This window comes from Vibrio gigantis (genome assembly GCF_024347515.1).
GTDB classification, from domain to species: domain Bacteria; phylum Pseudomonadota; class Gammaproteobacteria; order Enterobacterales; family Vibrionaceae; genus Vibrio; species Vibrio gigantis.
Map to the genome: position 1 here is coordinate 108,710 of NZ_AP025493.1, position 15,996 is coordinate 124,705.

The following is a 15,996-nucleotide window of genomic DNA, read 5'->3' on the forward strand; positions in this document are numbered from 1 at the left end:
GGGCGTCATGGCGAAGCCAACACAAGCTCCCAAATCGCAAGGCCTTGATCCACGGTTGTATTGTGACTACTCGCGGTTAGTGAGAATTCAGGCTCAAGCTGAATCATTTTCCCTATTACCTCATTTAAAAGCGGGCAGCGTGCTTTCGGGCAGGCATAACTCTTTGTTCCGTGGTCGTGGGTTGAATTTTGAGGAGTTGCGACACTACCAACTCGGTGATGATATTCGTAATCTTGATTGGAAAGTCACGATGCGAACGGGTAAGCCTCATGTTCGCAGCTACACTGAAGAGAAAGACCGTAATGTGATGATCTGTGTCGATCAGCGCAGCTCAATGTTCTTTGCCTCTCAAGACACTATGAAGTCAGTCGTCGCAGCTGAAGTTGCGGCATTGTGTGGTTGGCGTGTGCTCAAAGATGGCGACCGAGTGGGCTTCGTTTTAGCCTCACACCAAAAGCTATTTCACACTAAAGCGCAACGTTCTCAGTCTGACTTACTATCCCAACTCAAACATCTTGCTAAAGCTAATCAGAGCTTGGGTGTAAATGTGAGTGACAATGAGGGAGTCGGGTTTACTCAATGGATCGAGTTAATTAAGCGCATGAGGTTAAAACAGTCGACCTTAATCTTTATTAGTGATTGGCGTGATTGCCAAGAACAACACCTTGATCGACTCCAGCAGCTACAGCAACACAATGACATTCTTGCCATTATGGTGACCGATCCTCTGGAACAGTCACTGCCTCAAGATCTTGCAAGCGCAAACTGGGTAGTCGGTGATGGTCGTTTTCAACTTAATCTGGATAGCCAATCTAAGGTTAGCCTTGCGAGCGAGAGCCTTGCTCAAAAAGCGGCACTTCAAAAACAATCTCTTGCTAAATTAATGGCGATGAAAAACCTTCCTTATATCGAATTAGACACGTCGGGTGCTCATATTTCACAGCTTCAAAAGCTAGTAGGAGGGCGCTAAATGACCGTTGAACATACGCCTCCAAGTACTTATATCCTTCGTGAATTGCACGATGTCGCAATTCCCGGAAGCGTGAGCTGGGTTCCTCAAACAATCGGTTGGAAGATCCTCGGCGTTGCATTGTTATTAGCCGCTTTCTATTTGGCTTATCGCGTAGGCTTAAGGTGGTGGAATAATCGCTATCGTAAAGAAGCACTTAAAGAGCTCATGGTATTGGATGCTAGGGACAAAAACTCAACCAAACGCACCTTCAAGGTACTCAAAGTGGTGCTTCGTTATCTAGATAGCCGCAATGCTAAGTTGTTTGGTCAAGCGTATGTCAACCGCTTGAATGCTTATCTGCCTGTTAATGCTGGCAAGAGTGCAACCAGTAATGCTTTCTTTACCGATGAAGTTTCGGGGCTGTGGATGCAGAGCTTAATTGACCCTAAGGTTCGTTTGAGCTTTGAACAGCGTTTAGAGGTGATTCAAACTGCGATGATGTGGCTAAAACTTCATAAACCAGATGTACAAACAAAACCGAATGTACAAGCGACAACAGAGGGGCAAGATAATGTTTGATAGTTTATCTGCCAGCTTCGAGTTTGTGCACCCGCTGTGGTTTATCGCGTTACCTCTGCCGTTCTTGGTCTACTTTGCAGTGCCTGCTTATCGAACCAAGCAAATGGCCATTAAAGTGCCATTTTTCAGTGAGCTAGTAGAAGCAATAGGTGAAGCGCCGTCAGAAGGTGCCAGCCAGTTAACACCAAGCTGGTGGCAACGCACCACATTGATTATTACTTGGGTATTGGTCGTGTGCGCGTTAGCGAAACCAACCATCTTAGGTCAGCCACAAGTTCGCGAACAATTAGGTCGCGATGTGATGGTAGTGGTCGATTTGTCTGGCTCAATGGCGGAACAAGACTTTATGTCTAAGCAAGGTGAAAAGTTCTCTCGTTTGAACGCAACCAAAGAGGTATTGGCCGATTTTGCGAAAACCAGAAAAGGTGATCGGTTAGGTTTGATTCTGTTCGGTGACGCTGCGTTTGTGCAGACGCCATTCACAGCCGACCAAGATGTGTGGCTTGAGCTACTCAATCAAACAGACGTGGCGATGGCAGGGCAAAGTACGCACTTAGGCGATGCCATTGGTCTTGCGATTAAGGTGTTTGAACAGAGTGAAAAGCAAAGCGCTGCCGATCAAGATTCAAGCATTAATGCCAACGAAAAAGAGAAAGTCGTGATTGTACTAACCGATGGCAATGACACAGGAAGTTTTGTAGAACCTATCGATGCAGCCAAGGTTGCGAAGGCTAAAGGCGTTCGAATTCATGTTATTGCGATGGGCGATCCGCAAACCGTAGGAGAGGTTGCTCTGGATATGGAAACCATCAAGCGTGTGGCTCAAGAATCTGGAGGCGAAGCCTTTGAAGCGCTTAACCGCGATGAACTGACCAAAGCCTACACCCAAATTGGTGAATTAGAACCTCAGTTGTATGAGAGCACGACTTACCGTCCTAAACAGGGGCTGCACCATTACTTGATGGCCATTGTTGTTGTGATGTATTTGACTGCGTTTAGTTTAGCAACAATCCGCCGTCGATCGCTTTTGGCTTCTTCAGTGAAAAGTTTGAAAGGAGAGAACAATGCCTGATTCTCTCATTTTGCAACAGTTCTTAACTCAGTTTCACTTTATCCGACCGTTGTGGTTGTTGGCTTTTATTCCGATGTTTTTCCTGTTGTGGATTCGCTGGAGAGAAGAGACCAAACCAACGTGGAAAGACATTCTGCCTGCACATTTGCGTGATGCATTGACCATTGGTGAAACCGGTTGGCGCAAACAGTTACCACTAAAGCTTTTAATGGTGATTGTGACAATCGCCATTATTATCTGCTCAGGCCCAACATGGCAGCGTGAAGCTTCTCCTTTTGGTGAAGACAAAGCCTCAATGTTAGTTGTGCTTGATAACAGTGAATCCATGCTTTCTAAAGATTTACCTCCGAGTCGTTTGGAACGATCTAAACAGAAAATTAGAGACTTGCTTGCTGCGCGTAAGGGCGGCAATACTGGTTTGGTAGTGTATGCAGGCAGTGCTCACGTTGCGATGCCTGTGACCCAAGACAGTAAAGTATTCGAACCTTTTCTGGCAGCCATCACCCCTGACATCATGCCAGTATCCGGTAAGTCAGCAGAAGAGGCACTGCCACTCATCAATCAACAATTGTCTGGTGAATTAGGCTCGTCAGTGTTGTTGGTCTCAGATGGTGTAAATCCAAGCACTATCAGGGCGTTCGAAGCCTTCTTTAACGACAACCCTTATCAGCTGCTCATTCTCGCGGCAGGGAATAGCAATGTGGTGAGCGATAACCCAGTCGACCTCGATTCGTTACGCAATTTAGCGAATAAGACAGGTGGTCGAGTGATTGAGGTAACCGTTGACGACTCGGATATTCGACAACTAAATCAGGCTGTTGAAAGAAACATGCAGCTCAATGGTGAATCTGCTATGCCTTGGAAAGACATGGGATACGGCCTACTAATCCCAATGGCTATCATCATGCTACTGTGGTTTAGAAAAGGGTGGTTGGTTCAATGGTGTATGGTTGGCGTTTTGATTACGGGTAGTGTGTATTCTCCGCACCTTGTGGCTAAAACGGTCAGTTTAACCGCTGACAAGCCAGTGGTTGAAGAGTCCCTGACGGTTTGGGATAAAACAGTCCAATGGTGGTGGGATTTATGGCTAACGCCTGATCAACAAGGACAACGCTTATTGAATCAAAAGGAATACCTTGAAGCAGCTAAGCATTTTAAGGATCCAATGCGAAAGGGCGCTGCTTATTACTATGCGCGTGATTTTAAGTTAGCTCACAGTGCCTTCCTACAAGCCAAAACTGACCTTGGTTTATATAATGCAGCGAGCGCACTAGCTCGCCAACGTGAGTACCTTGCCGCGAGAGACTTGTTGAAAACACTGAGTGAAAAGCCAGACCTATCTCCAAAATTAAGAGCGGATGTGGAAAATAACCTTGTTGTGCTTAGTGGGATCGTCGAAGAGGTAAACCGAACCAGTGAAAGCCAGTCTGGAACGACAGATGGCCCAGAAGAATCTTTAGAACTCGAAGACGATCAACCGAGAACGGGTGATGGCGCTGAAGAGGAAACGGTCGCGGAATTGATGCTTAAAGAAACGCTTAATGCCAATGAAATTTTGGGGAGCCAAGAGCTCGCCGACAAGTGGTTGAAGCGCGTAGAAGCGGATCCTAAGTTCTTCTTGAAGTCTAAGTTCCAAATTCAACTGCGAGCGCCTGTACCTTCCATTGAGCAGACGAAAAAACAGCAACAGATGCCAAAACAGGAGCAAACACAATGAGTCGATATGATTTAGCTCTTGAATTGGTTCAAGTAAAGGTAGGGGGGGCAAAGTCGTTGAACTTAACCAAGACCTTGCTTGTGTCGATGGTTTTGCTGTTTAGCACTGCTTTTTCTGCATTTGCTTCTGCTGCTGACATCTTCGATTTACAAAAAAGTGGTGATGTTGAACTTATCGCTTGGATAGGTGAGAAACCCAAGTCAGGCGATAAGATTACGCCTGCAAAAATAAGCGTTAATGAACAAGTGATTCTGACCATTGAGGTAGCGACACCACGCTGGCTAACGGGTGGTACTCGAATTGGTAGTATCGAAATCCCAAATGTGATTGCCAAGCAGCGAAATCAACTTGCGACCAACTACACTGAGCGAGTGGGTGGCACAACATGGTCACGCCAACGCTGGGAAGTGACGCTTTATCCGATGACTTCAGGCGAATTCGTGATTCCGACGGTACCTGTTCGCGTTCAAGTGTCAGCCCCTGATGGATCAAACGTTGGTGGTACGCTTTATACACAGCCGATCAAGTTTGAAGCCTCACTACCTTCAGGTTTATTAAGTGATGAATCGCCTTGGTTTTCTGCAACAGATGTGGATGTTGAACAGCAATGGCAACGTTCGAATGAAAACTTGAAAGTTGGCGATGCGGTTACTCGCACCGTGACGATCGAAGCCAAAGACAGCTTGTCTGTGTTACTGCCAGATGTGTTAAACAATGAATCGACTCAGCAATATCAAGCTTACCCACAGCCAAATCGTTTAGACGATACACAAGAACGTGGTGATTATCGTTCTAGCCGAGTTGAAGAAACGGTTTATGTGATTCAACAAGGTGGCGAATTTACCTTGCCAGACTTCTCATTCCAGTGGTGGAACAGCAAGAATCAACGTCTTGAAAGTGTTGTCGTAAAAGGTGAGGTGTTTGAAGCAAAACACACGCTCCGATCCTTTATCAAGGCTTACATGTCAGTGTTTATTTCTGCTGGTTTGGCTCTGTTAGTCTGCATTGCGTTAGTTGTTGCTGTTAAACGTTATTACACAAACCGTCCAACACCGAGTTGGCTGGTATTACGTCGTTTACTTAAGCAAGGTAATTGGGCTGAATTAAGAACCTTTATTTATCGTCAATTACGAAACGAAACCTCTCAATTAGAACTGGATAAAGTGCAACTTGGTAAAGTGAATGGACAAAAGCGTTGGCTAGAGGATAGCGAAGCCCTTCAACAAGGGCGCGAAGACAAAAACGTATTTACTCGTTTATGGAAAGGCTTACGTAACTTACCCGCTGACACATCAAACTCGAGTAATTCACGTTCAATTTTCGACCGCTTGAAAATCCCGAAAGCCTTGCCAGACTTAAAAGATAGAACTAAGTAGCAAACTTTAGTCATTCGCATCGAACATAATCGGCAGGTTCTCTACTATAGGGAACCTGCCTCTTTAATATGGAACTGTATGAAAAGTACCGAGCTAAATCTAATTCCTATATTTGTCGCTATTTATGAAGAGCAGAACTTATCAAGAGCTGCTAATCGCATGGATATAAGCCAACCGGCTGTGAGTAAAGCGCTTGCAAGGTTGAGAGATATCTATGATGAGCCACTGTTTCACCGAACCACTTCTGGCGTAGAGCCGACCACATTTGCTATTGATATCTATCCTGCAATGGCCGCTGCGCTTAAAAACTTTACTTCTACCTTATCCGCATCAAGAGACTTCGACCCTAAAACTTCAGGCCGCGTGTTTTCAATTGCCTGCGTCTCGGCGGCGAGCTACGAAATGATGCCAAGAGTTATGCAGTTAATCAGCCAAGTTGCTCCTGGTATCGCACTAGAGGTTCATCCTTTATTTACGGAAGACTACGAGTCTGATTTAAGGCTCCAAAGACACGATGTTATTGTCGATATGACGCCAAAAGGAAGAACCATGCTTAAGCATGAGGTGATTTCTCGAGAAGAGTTGGTGGTGGTGTGCCGCAAAGACCACCCTATGATTGGCGATACGATTGATATGGAACAGTTTTTAGCACTTGAGCATGTGGTTGTATCTCGTTGGCATGCACGTAAAAGCTTATTGAGCTCTGAACACTACAGTGACCTAGAAAAACGTAGAATAGTCTATCGTGCTGCGGGTGTTGTCGAGATGCTACCTGTTATTGAAGGGTCTGATTATATCGGGGTGTTACCTATTTCATCAGTGCGTTGTTTTTCTGAAAAGTACGCGGTTAAAACACTGCCTTTACCATTTGAGTTGGAAGACCTCGATATGTGTATGATTTGGCACCCAAGTCGCACTAATGAACCAAGCCATAAGTGGTTACGAGCCAAGATTAAAGCGGCAGCAAAAGAAATATCAAGTTAGTCTAAAGAGAGAGAATGGGTAGTATTCGCGCGATTTTAAATGGAAAAAGCCAAGACTCCAGAGTTAAGGCAAGTCATCTTTGCCGCTAGAGACAATGATATTGTTCTACAAGTTAGAGTGTTCTGGGAATCGTCGGACATGTTCCGTTTAGTGAGCGAGGCAAACTGCCCTTGGTTGGTAAAAAACCAGTGAAGGCACTTGAGTAACCAATCACTGGCTTACTTGAGAAGTTGTTTCATTGAAGCTCATTAGTATTAAAAACTGACGTTATGCCTTTTTTTGACTCTGCTCGGAGTTAAGCAAGAAGTAAGACAACCAGTCATCAATCGGCAGAGGGCGCGCGAAGAAATAGCCTTGAGCATATTTACAACCAATCTGACGCAATGTCTTAACATGGCTCGGGGTTTCAAGACCTTCAGCAATTACTGAAAAGTCGAGTATTTGCGCGAGCTTAAGAACCGCGCAAGTAATTTCGTAATCGACCTTTGATGAGTTGATGTCTTCAATAAAGCTTCGATCTAACTTTACGCAATCTGCCGAAAGGTTCTTCAATACCGACAGTGAAGAGTACCCCGTACCAAAATCATCGATAGCAATCTTGTACCCCTTAGAATGGAGCACCTCAATGGTTCTCGAGCAGGTTTCAAAATCGCGCATCATGTCTCTTTCGGTAATCTCAAGCAATAATTGGTGAGGTTGGCAATCCGTTTCATCCAGTATCACTTGTAACTGGTCAGCGAGGTCTGTCATATAGAACATTCTCGCTGAGAAATTAATTGAGAAAATCACGTCTTGTAGGTCTATTCCCGAATGTTGCCATTCCGTGATCAAGCTCGCCACTTTCTTAAATACCCATTTATCGATGTCGATGATCAGGTCACTTTTCTCAGCAACTTCAAGAAAATCAACTGGAGGAAGTAATCCTAACTTGGGATGTCTCCAACGAATAAGAGCTTCGGCACCGATGATCTCCTGTGAGTCTAAGTCGACTTTTGGTTGGAAGAAGACTTCAAGCTCGTCGTTGGCGATCGCTTGATGAAGCCCGATGTTGGTTTCGATTAAGTCGTTCACTTCATGGGTCATTTTATCTGCGTAAACTCTGTATTGGTCTCTACCATTCCGTTTGGCGTGATACATGGCAGTATCCGCGTTGCGAATTAAGGTTTCACGGTCCAAACCATGAGTAGGGTACTCACACACACCAATACTCGCTGAGACGAAGATAGAATTATTATCGATGTAATACGGCTTTCTTAGCGCTTGATTTAAGCGATCGGCGATGGGTTCACCTTCCTCTAGGCCAACGTTGGAAAACACAAGTAAGAACTCGTCGCCACCCATTCGTGCAACAAAGCCTTTATCGCCGACTAAGTTACTCAGGATGTCAGAGACGTTGACTAATAAGTTGTCTCCGGGCGCATGGCCTAAGGAGTCGTTAATGGTCTTAAATTCATCAATATCGAGATAGAACAATAAGAAAGAGGCGTTGCTTTCACTGGATTTTCTAATTTCTTCATCCAACAGCTTGGTTGCCAACAGTCGGTTGGCTAAATTAGTCAATGGGTCATGGTGCGCGAGGAAGTCGAAGTTCTTTTTCTCTTCAGTGAGATCGAGATAGGCCTCAGATAGCCTTAAGGCCATGTCGTTATAGGCTTTTTCTAAGTGAGACCATTCGTCACGTCTGCCCAAATTGATTGGGTTTTTTAGGCTACCGGATTCTAAACGGTCGAAGCCATGTCTAAGCGCATTGAGTGGTTTTCTAATGTGGTGTCTAACAACGTGGCTAACCAGCAACATCGATAATACAAAGGCTGAAAAGCTGATAACAATTGCGTTAAGTCTTGATAAGCCAATCTCTTTTTCAAGTTGGTCTGTTAATTCTAAGGCTTGGCTTTGTACACGTGATTCCGTTTGTTCTACCATCTCCAACAAGTCACTTTGAGCAACTAACAGCGATGCCATCACCAACCAACGCTGTTCCAGGTTTGCTCGAATGCGTTTTAAAGCCGCGTTGTATCGTTTCACCGTGCGGTGGATTCGTTTCTTCTCTGCGATAACCGCCGCCGTTCCAATATCAACGTTTTCTAAGTGGAGTAAAAATATGTCGAGCTCTTTCTCGACTTCGATAAGCAGAACTTTCTCCGTTTCTGGTGTGATACGGCTGTGAATGTCACCGACCATTTTACCCGAGGTGAGGAATGACTCTCGTAGCATGTTGATGAGGTCTAATTCATTGTTATAACGGATGAAATTAGGTTGGTCTAAGTGCTTTAGCTTGCTGTCAGCTATCGCAAATTCGAGTTGATCAAGTTGCTCGGCTAACGCAGCGTCGATTTGATTGGTCTGCTTGAGGATTCGATTTAATGCTAGCGAACTGCCTAAGAAACGATGGAAGTTATCGATAAAGGCGTCGATCTTCTGCGAGAATCCTTCGTTGGTCGAGAGATCTCTCAGCCGTTGCAGTTGGAAGTCAACATTGAACGCTTCTTCAGACAGTGTGGTTTCACTGAACAAAAAGGTCTGCTCCAGCAGCTTAACGCGAGAGGTTAAAGTGAATACGCGTCGGCTGATCTCAGAGTTAACAATCAAATCTGATACGTGTGTTGAGGTTTCCGTTTTGAGCGTCGACTCGACGTAATAGAGTGAGCGGATCACCATGATGACGGCAAGGCTAACAATCAATAGCGAAACCAGGTTCGAAATAATGAGCCGTTGAGTTATGTTTATCTGAGGTAGTTTCATTGTGGCTTCCAAATTTTCAGATATGCTTCACGGTAGCCATTTTTAGGGTCGTAGATTCCTTTGTCTGACTGGCTGATGAGTTCTTCAACATTATCGGGCGTGACGAGATGTACAGGGGCAGAGTAGCCACTTGGAGGCATCTGGTTGAATGCTCGGTTGAGCTCGTCGACAATTTGCCAACCTTGTAGATATAAGGGCTCAGGTACAGTAGCCAGTTGGAATTGACCGCTATTAATCCTTTTGTATGCGGCTTTGCTGCCGTCACCTGCCGAAATATTTTGTGGTATTCGCCGATGCTCTTCGAGATTAGATTCAAAAGAAGGGATAGCGTAATCAATGTACAAGTCGTTGATGGTTAAGATATGAGTTATTTTGTCGTCATACTTCTTATCAAGTTTCTTCAATGTTGCTGGCATCTGCTCGGCAATTTTATCGAGTGGCAAGTAGTTCAGCTCAAGTACATCACATGTACCGCAACGTTTGATGGTGTTGACCATCGCGTTGGCTTTTATCATCGCTATTTCATAGTTCGGGTCGGTAAACACTATGGTTTTTGCTCGCCCGTTTGAGTTTACAATCGCGAGTAGCGCTGCCACTTCCGCCACATCGAGAGGATCAGTGGTAATGTTGGTGTATAAGCCTATTTCAGGATTGCCGCCGACAAGCTCGGTTGCGTGCCAACCAATGACAACAATTCCGAGATCTTCCGCTTGCTTCAAAATGGTTTTGTGTCGAACAGCATCAATACCGCCAAGAACAATGGCATCGGGTTCAAAGCTGATCGCTTTTCTGATAGCTGCACCTTGGCGTACTTCAGAGCCCAATCCATCAATGAACCTTAGATGCCAATTGATGTTTGAAATGGCCTCGGAGATGCCTTTACCCACCCCGTAAACACCACCATTACGTAAATCAGAGGCGACAAAAATAACGTTTTTTTCATGACGTACAGCAGGGCCTTGTGTTGGACCATCCCAAGTGCTTTGGTTGGAAACCGCACGCATCACTTTTTCTTCAGCATATTTGAAGAAATCATCGTCATGATTACTCGCAAAACTCGGAGAGTAGCAAGTAGCAGCGAGCAACAAACTCGCAAAATTTAATCTCTTATTCATATGGCTTATAAAACGCTTCAACTTATAATCACCCTATATTTATAATATTGTTAATAAACATTCAAACATTTGGTAACAGTTATGCCGGGTCAAATTTATAAAAATGTTTTGCCAACCCTACTGACAGCGTGTTTTTGCCTCCCTTTGTACGTCAATGCTGATGGGGTAAGATCGGAAGCTGATGTAAAGAAACTTGAAAAATTTCAAGAGACTGTAAGTGGCGAGCCAATGTCATTAGCTCCGATGTCGTTAGAAAAACCGGTAAGAATTGCGCTGATTTATCCAAGTGCAGATATTTCTGACTTTTGGACAAGAAATTACACCGCATTAAAGGAAAGGCTCATTGCTTTGGATCTACCTTTTGAGATTAATGAGTTTACCTCCCGACAAATTGAGCACTCATTACAAACCCAATACACTGAGAAAGTCCTGAGTTCTGAGATGCCTTATGACTTCGTCATTTTTGGCCCTTCTGAACTGGGTATCCAAGCCGGTAATATTCAAAAACTGTCCGCTTCAAAAGATTTCAAAACCTTTATTTGGGCATTCCACACACCTAATGAGCAATGGAAACATCAACCAGATAGTTGGTTCGATTTCTCGAGTGCGATGGGGGCAGAGGCTCTATGTGATCATGTAGTGAAAGAACTGGGAAGGGAGGTCGAATTTTCAGCAAATCGAGGTATCCCAGGAATAACAGATACTCAACGGTCACAAGGTTTCATTGATTGCGTAGAAGAAAAAGGCGATTGGTTAACGGTGTATGAGCACTTTGGGCAATACCAGAAGTTAGGTGGGGCTGATGGCGTTCGTTTAGTGCTCGGTAACTTCCCTGAAGTGACCATGGTTCACAATGCCAATACTGCAATGACCATGGGAGCGGTAGATGCATTAAACAAGGCTGACATGTTATCTGAAATCTATGTGACGGGTTGGGGCGGAACGGCGAAAGAGATAGAAAAGATTCGTTCCGATGAATTGGATGCCACACCTATGCGAATGAGTGATGACCTTGGTGTCGCTACGGCTGAAGCTATTAAGTTTCATTTGGAAGAGCGAGAGGCAGAAGTCCCTTTGGTTTACCTAGGCCGTATCACTGTTGTACATAACAAGATGAATGACGACCAACTAAATCAGCTAACCAAAGAAGCCTTTCGTTACTCGGGAAAAAATTAAGCTCGACTCAATCGGACCACCATTAATCAAAAGAGCCGCTTGCCTGTTTCGACTGAGTCAGTCAGCAATGGATAAACGGCTCTTTTATTGGGTGGGTGCTGAATCTGAAATTTAGATGACGAAACCTTGCAGGTTTAGTTTACTCAGTGATCTCTTGTAACACCTCTCCAATTGAGCCACTTGGTTGGGTGATCCCTAGCTTATTCGAAAGTGTTGGTGCAATGTCGTATGGCGTGATTGCTCGCGAGATCTTCTGAGCTTCAACATCGTAGCCTGCAAAAATAACCGGTACATGGGTGTCGTATTTCCACGGAGAACCATGAGTCGAGGCAATTTGAAGGCCTTCCATGTCGTTAATGTAGCTACGCGGTGCAAATACCACATACACGTCGCCAGAACGAGCTGGATGGTAGTTGTTTTTGATGAGCTGCATTACGTGCGTATCCGGCACTCGGTTCGCTGCGATATCACTACTTGATACTGCAAATGCAACGCCTTTCACTTTCGCTATTTCATCCGCAATTACTTCTTGTACCTTCGCGAGGTCAAGCTTCTTCTCGGCGATTAAATCGTGATTCAGATAAATATAAGGCTGTGCATACAAACGAATCGCATCTTTAGTTAAGCCGAATTCATCCTTCAATCGTTTCTCAACACCACTCGAGAGCAGTTTATCCTTATTAAAGTATTGAGCTTGATTGAAGCCAAGCGCATTTGCCGCAGGTGAAGATTCAGGAACACCGTGGTCGGCAGACAGCACAATTAATGTGTTCTCTAGCCCGACCTGGTTATCAACGGTTTTGAAAAGCTTAGCGAGAGTCTTATCAAGTCGGATTAGGTTGTCTTCTGTTTCTAGGCTTTCTGGGCCGTATAGGTGCACCACGTAGTCGTTTGACGAGAAACTCACAGATAGATAATCGGTTACGTCACCTTGTCCTAGCTTTTCTTGCATCAACAAGGTGCTTGCGAAGTTTTCCGTGATTTCATCACCAGCAGGGCTCACAGTAAGGGTAGTGCTGAAGTACTTATAGCTTGCCGGGCCGTATGGGTGAGGGAAGGTGCGTTGGAAATCACCGAGTTTCACTTTGTGTTCGGTATTGTGTTCTTGCAACGTGTACTGATCACGCGGTAATGAAAGCTCCCACTTCTGTTTGGAGTACTGAGCAGCAATCGCTTTCTCGTTCCAGCGTGATACCCAATCTGGATATTCGTCGTAGTAATAGTTACTCGTTACAAATTCAGATTGTGCTTTGGAGAACCAGAATGCTTTACCACTGTGTCCCGCTAATGAGATTGCACCGCGGTCTTTCACAGACACGCCGAACACTTTTGATTTGCCACTATTGGAAATCGTCAGCTCATCACCAAACGTAGTAGAGAGTATTGGCTCAGGAGAGCGACCGTCGCCCTGTGCTGTCTTCTGTGTTGGGTCGATCTCTGTTGCTTTATCTACACCTGCACCAGAGGTCAGCATTTTGTAGTTACCGTCTTCTACGTTATACACCAAACGTTCTTCACTACGGTCATACCAAACATTACCTACCATGCCGTGTACGCTCGGTGGAGCGCCTGTTGCAAGAGAGGCATGGCCCACAATTGTCTCTGTGTTGCCATGTTGGTAGTTCGCGTTGGTGTAGTAAGTACCATCATCCATTAAGTATCGGAAACCACCATCACCGAAGTTGTGCTTATATCGTTCGATTAGGTCTGCGCGCAGGCCATCTACCGTGATTTGAAGGACTAGATCTGGCTTTTCCGCAGCTGAAGCAGGGAGTGCACAGAGTAACGCGAGTGTTAGTCCTGAAAGCTTGGTGTATTGCATAGAGTTTCCTTATTCAGTGTTGCCGTAGCGTTCTAACGCTTGGTCAGATTTCTAACGTTTGAATGGTACTAATCGTATTTTTAGTATTGCTGGTGAAGGTTAATGAACTGATACCTTCGGTATCTTTAGTTAGTTCGTATCTTTAACTAGACGCAGGCCCATGTCCGACATAGTGATTGATTGGCTTGCGAAATCACGACGGTAACTTTCCGATTCATTTTCGTCATAAGCAAAACTGCCACCGCGAACAGACTTGTGTGATAAGCCTACGTCACTGTGTTTAGCGTTGTTTGGATTGTCTGTTGGACCAAATCGGTAGAAGGTGTCATCGAAGGCATCAATAACGAATTCGCCAACATTACCTGTCATGTCATATAAGCCTAGTTCATTTGGCTTCTTTAGCCCGACTGGGTGTGCGCTATTTTTCGAATTTGCTGAGTACCACGCAACATCATCTAAGTCGTTGGAACCACTGTAAGTATAGCCTTTGCTCTTGTTGCCACCTTTGGCTGCAAATTCCCATTCAGCTTCGGTTGGTAGACGGTAGTCTTCGCCTGTTAATTCATTCAATTGCTCAACGAAATAGTTCGCTTGTTGCCAACTTAGGTTGTTGACCGGAACTTGTGGGTTTTGGAAATAACTGAGAGATGAACCCATCACCGATTCGAACAGTTCTTGAGTCACCTCAAATTTCGCGATGTAGAAACTATTTACAGTTACATCACGGGCTGGTCGCTCTGCCTTGCTTGCTTCTGGGCTGTTTGAACCCATGGTGAATGTTCCGCCTTCAACCAACACCATCTCTTGGTCAATTTTTTGGGCGATAGGATGTGTAGGCACGCTTGCACAGCCACTTAGGAAAATAGTCATGGTGACGCCGCTAACTGCTGCTAAATGTTTGTAATTGAAAAATTTCATCACGTGCCTCAAATGTTCGAAATAGGCTGTAATTCTAACGTTTTTGGTCATTCCTATTGGTTATAAAGGGTATAACATGCCACTGACTTCATTCGGAATTATGATGGGAACAAGACACTAAGATAGGTAGGTAAATCATGCACATTACTCAAGGTCCACAATATAACGGTAAAGCTTCTAAGCGCCTGCATGTTATGGCTAAGCCGATTGGCGCCGCATGTAACATTGACTGTAAATATTGTTATTACCTTAGTAAGCAAGATTTGTTGGAGTACAAGAAAGGCAGCTCTCCAAGAATGGATGATGAAACGCTAGAGATCTACATCCGACAATACATCGAAGGTCAAAATACGCCTGAAATTATCTTCTCATGGCAGGGCGGTGAACCTACCATGTTAGGTCTGGCTTATTTTGAACGCGTGGTTGAGCTACAGAAAAAGTATCAGCCTGAAGGTGTGCTGATTTCAAATGATCTACAAACCAATGGTACGTTACTCAATGACGAATGGGCGCAATTCCTTGCGAAAAACAATTTCCTGATCGGCTTGAGTATTGATGGGCCTGAGATGCTGCACAATGCCTACCGTACCAACCGAGCAGGCCGTGGCACATTCAAGCAAGTTATGGCTGCGGTTGAACTGCTGCACAAACATCAAGTGAAATTCGCAACGCTAACCTGCGTGAATAACCTCACCAGTCAAAATGCACTAGAAGTGTATCGCTTCCTACGTGATGTGGTGAAGTCTCCACAAATGCAATTTATCCCTATCGTTGAGCAAAAAACCTTTAGAACCGTCGCACCGCAAACCTCTCAAGTGAGTGAGCAATTAAAACAAGGTGACAAACGTCTTATCCCAGGCCACAAAGATTCGATCATGGAATCATGGTGCGTATCAGATCTAGCGTGGGGTAACTTCCTGATTTCTGTGTTTGATGAGTGGGCGAAACACGACATCGGTAAAGTGTTTGTTCAGTATTTTGAAGCGAGCTTAGAAACGTGGATTGGGCGTCCCAATCCACTTTGTACCTTGAATGAGATTTGCGGTAAAGGCCTTGCTATGGAGCCTAATGGTGACGTGTTCTCTTGTGACCACTACGTTTACCCTGAATACAAAATTGGCAATATTCATCACGAGAAGCTTGATGATCTGGCGTACAGCGCGCCACAACAGAAGTTTGGTTTCGCTAAATCACGTACACTGACTAGCCAATGTCAGCAATGCGATTACAAGTTTGCTTGTCATGGCGAGTGTCCTAAAAACCGCTTTATCAAAACTCGTGCGGGTGAGCCGGGCTTAAACTATTTATGCGCGGGTTGGCACAAGTTCTTCTCTCATGTCGACAAGTCGATGGCGTATATCGCTCGTGCGATGAGAAACCCCGTAGCACATGGTAAGTACAGTGATTCTGTGATGATGGCGCGTCGAGCAGAACTGGCAAAACAAACGACGTTCGAGACCAAGTTCTAATTCAAGGTCTATCAATCTTAACGACATTCAATCAGATATGAGTCTAGGGACAGGCTAAATTCTCAAGTTTAAGG

Annotated in this window: 12 protein-coding genes and 1 pseudogene; 9 read left to right on the forward strand and 4 right to left on the reverse strand. The window is 44.8% G+C overall.

The window, feature by feature from the left end; all coding sequences use genetic code 11:
• Positions 1-7: 7 nt before the first annotated feature.
• The 7 genes and pseudogenes from OCV56_RS16630 to OCV56_RS16660 form a co-directional block, all read left to right on the forward strand.
• Entirely contained in the window at positions 8-970 is a 963-nt protein-coding gene (locus tag OCV56_RS16630; protein WP_086713833.1) for a DUF58 domain-containing protein, read from the forward strand.
• Positions 971-1,531, forward strand: a complete 561-nt coding sequence (locus tag OCV56_RS16635; RefSeq protein WP_086713834.1) for a DUF4381 domain-containing protein — start codon at positions 971-973, stop codon at positions 1,529-1,531. It begins immediately after the preceding gene.
• Complete coding sequence (locus OCV56_RS16640; RefSeq protein ID WP_086713835.1) at positions 1,524-2,603, forward strand: vWA domain-containing protein; 1,080 nt, start codon at positions 1,524-1,526, stop codon at positions 2,601-2,603. The genes OCV56_RS16635 and OCV56_RS16640 overlap by 8 nt, the downstream gene beginning before the upstream one ends.
• Entirely contained in the window at positions 2,596-4,320 is a 1,725-nt protein-coding gene (locus OCV56_RS16645) for a vWA domain-containing protein (RefSeq protein WP_086713836.1), read from the forward strand. The genes OCV56_RS16640 and OCV56_RS16645 overlap by 8 nt, the downstream gene beginning before the upstream one ends.
• Complete coding sequence (locus OCV56_RS16650; protein WP_086713837.1) at positions 4,317-5,696, forward strand: BatD family protein; 1,380 nt, start codon at positions 4,317-4,319, stop codon at positions 5,694-5,696. Before OCV56_RS16645 ends, OCV56_RS16650 begins: the two co-directional genes overlap by 4 nt.
• A gap of 78 nt (positions 5,697-5,774) precedes the next feature.
• Positions 5,775-6,680: a LysR family transcriptional regulator gene (locus OCV56_RS16655; protein ID WP_086713838.1), complete on the forward strand. Its 906-nt coding sequence runs from the start codon at positions 5,775-5,777 to the stop codon at positions 6,678-6,680.
• 14 nt (positions 6,681-6,694) lie between these two features.
• Positions 6,695-6,848 (forward strand): annotated as a pseudogene (locus tag OCV56_RS16660) (lipid kinase YegS); the annotation flags it as partial.
• Between the two features lie 99 nt (positions 6,849-6,947).
• On the opposite strand, the gene OCV56_RS16665 reads toward OCV56_RS16660, so the two are convergent.
• Both OCV56_RS16665 and OCV56_RS16670 read right to left on the reverse strand, forming a co-directional pair.
• On the reverse strand, positions 6,948-9,422 hold the full coding sequence (locus OCV56_RS16665) for a putative bifunctional diguanylate cyclase/phosphodiesterase (protein ID WP_086713839.1): 2,475 nt from the start codon (positions 9,420-9,422) through the stop codon (positions 6,948-6,950).
• A complete protein-coding gene (locus OCV56_RS16670) occupies positions 9,419-10,537 on the reverse strand; it encodes a substrate-binding domain-containing protein (RefSeq protein WP_086713840.1) in 1,119 nt (372 codons plus the stop codon). The genes OCV56_RS16665 and OCV56_RS16670 overlap by 4 nt, the downstream gene beginning before the upstream one ends.
• An 81-nt stretch (positions 10,538-10,618) precedes the next feature.
• On the opposite strand from OCV56_RS16670, the gene OCV56_RS16675 reads away from it, so the two are divergent.
• On the forward strand, positions 10,619-11,713 hold the full coding sequence (locus OCV56_RS16675) for a substrate-binding domain-containing protein (RefSeq protein ID WP_086713841.1): 1,095 nt from the start codon (positions 10,619-10,621) through the stop codon (positions 11,711-11,713).
• A 139-nt stretch (positions 11,714-11,852) separates the two neighbouring features.
• Here the strand turns inward: OCV56_RS16675 and OCV56_RS16680 are convergent, their stop codons facing one another.
• Both OCV56_RS16680 and OCV56_RS16685 read right to left on the reverse strand, forming a co-directional pair.
• On the reverse strand, positions 11,853-13,535 hold the full coding sequence (locus tag OCV56_RS16680) for an alkaline phosphatase family protein (protein WP_086713842.1): 1,683 nt from the start codon (positions 13,533-13,535) through the stop codon (positions 11,853-11,855).
• A gap of 129 nt (positions 13,536-13,664) precedes the next feature.
• On the reverse strand, positions 13,665-14,453 hold the full coding sequence (locus OCV56_RS16685; RefSeq protein WP_086713843.1) for a formylglycine-generating enzyme family protein: 789 nt from the start codon (positions 14,451-14,453) through the stop codon (positions 13,665-13,667).
• Positions 14,454-14,590: 137 nt separating this feature from the next.
• On the opposite strand from OCV56_RS16685, the gene OCV56_RS16690 reads away from it, so the two are divergent.
• The gene (locus OCV56_RS16690) at positions 14,591-15,922 is read left to right on the forward strand and encodes an anaerobic sulfatase maturase (protein ID WP_086713844.1); all 1,332 of its coding nucleotides are present in this window, start codon (positions 14,591-14,593) and stop codon (positions 15,920-15,922) included.
• The last annotated feature ends 74 nt before the right edge of the window (positions 15,923-15,996 follow it).

Excerpts from the sequence above, each read along its gene's own strand:
- OCV56_RS16645 (WP_086713836.1), top strand. The coding sequence starts at position 2,596 with ATGCCTGATTCTCTCATTTTGCAACAGTTCTTAACTCAGTTTCACTTT.
- OCV56_RS16665 (WP_086713839.1), bottom strand. The coding sequence starts at position 9,422 with ATGAAACTACCTCAGATAAACATAACTCAACGGCTCATTATTTCGAAC.
- OCV56_RS16675 (WP_086713841.1), top strand. The coding sequence starts at position 10,619 with ATGCCGGGTCAAATTTATAAAAATGTTTTGCCAACCCTACTGACAGCG.
- OCV56_RS16630 (WP_086713833.1), top strand. The coding sequence starts at position 8 with ATGGCGAAGCCAACACAAGCTCCCAAATCGCAAGGCCTTGATCCACGG.
- OCV56_RS16640 (WP_086713835.1), top strand. The coding sequence starts at position 1,524 with ATGTTTGATAGTTTATCTGCCAGCTTCGAGTTTGTGCACCCGCTGTGG.
- OCV56_RS16685 (WP_086713843.1), bottom strand. The coding sequence starts at position 14,453 with ATGAAATTTTTCAATTACAAACATTTAGCAGCAGTTAGCGGCGTCACC.
- OCV56_RS16655 (WP_086713838.1), top strand. The coding sequence starts at position 5,775 with ATGAAAAGTACCGAGCTAAATCTAATTCCTATATTTGTCGCTATTTAT.
- OCV56_RS16690 (WP_086713844.1), top strand. The coding sequence starts at position 14,591 with ATGCACATTACTCAAGGTCCACAATATAACGGTAAAGCTTCTAAGCGC.
- OCV56_RS16670 (WP_086713840.1), bottom strand. The coding sequence starts at position 10,537 with ATGAATAAGAGATTAAATTTTGCGAGTTTGTTGCTCGCTGCTACTTGC.
- OCV56_RS16650 (WP_086713837.1), top strand. The coding sequence starts at position 4,317 with ATGAGTCGATATGATTTAGCTCTTGAATTGGTTCAAGTAAAGGTAGGG.
- OCV56_RS16635 (WP_086713834.1), top strand. The coding sequence starts at position 971 with ATGACCGTTGAACATACGCCTCCAAGTACTTATATCCTTCGTGAATTG.
- OCV56_RS16680 (WP_086713842.1), bottom strand. The coding sequence starts at position 13,535 with ATGCAATACACCAAGCTTTCAGGACTAACACTCGCGTTACTCTGTGCA.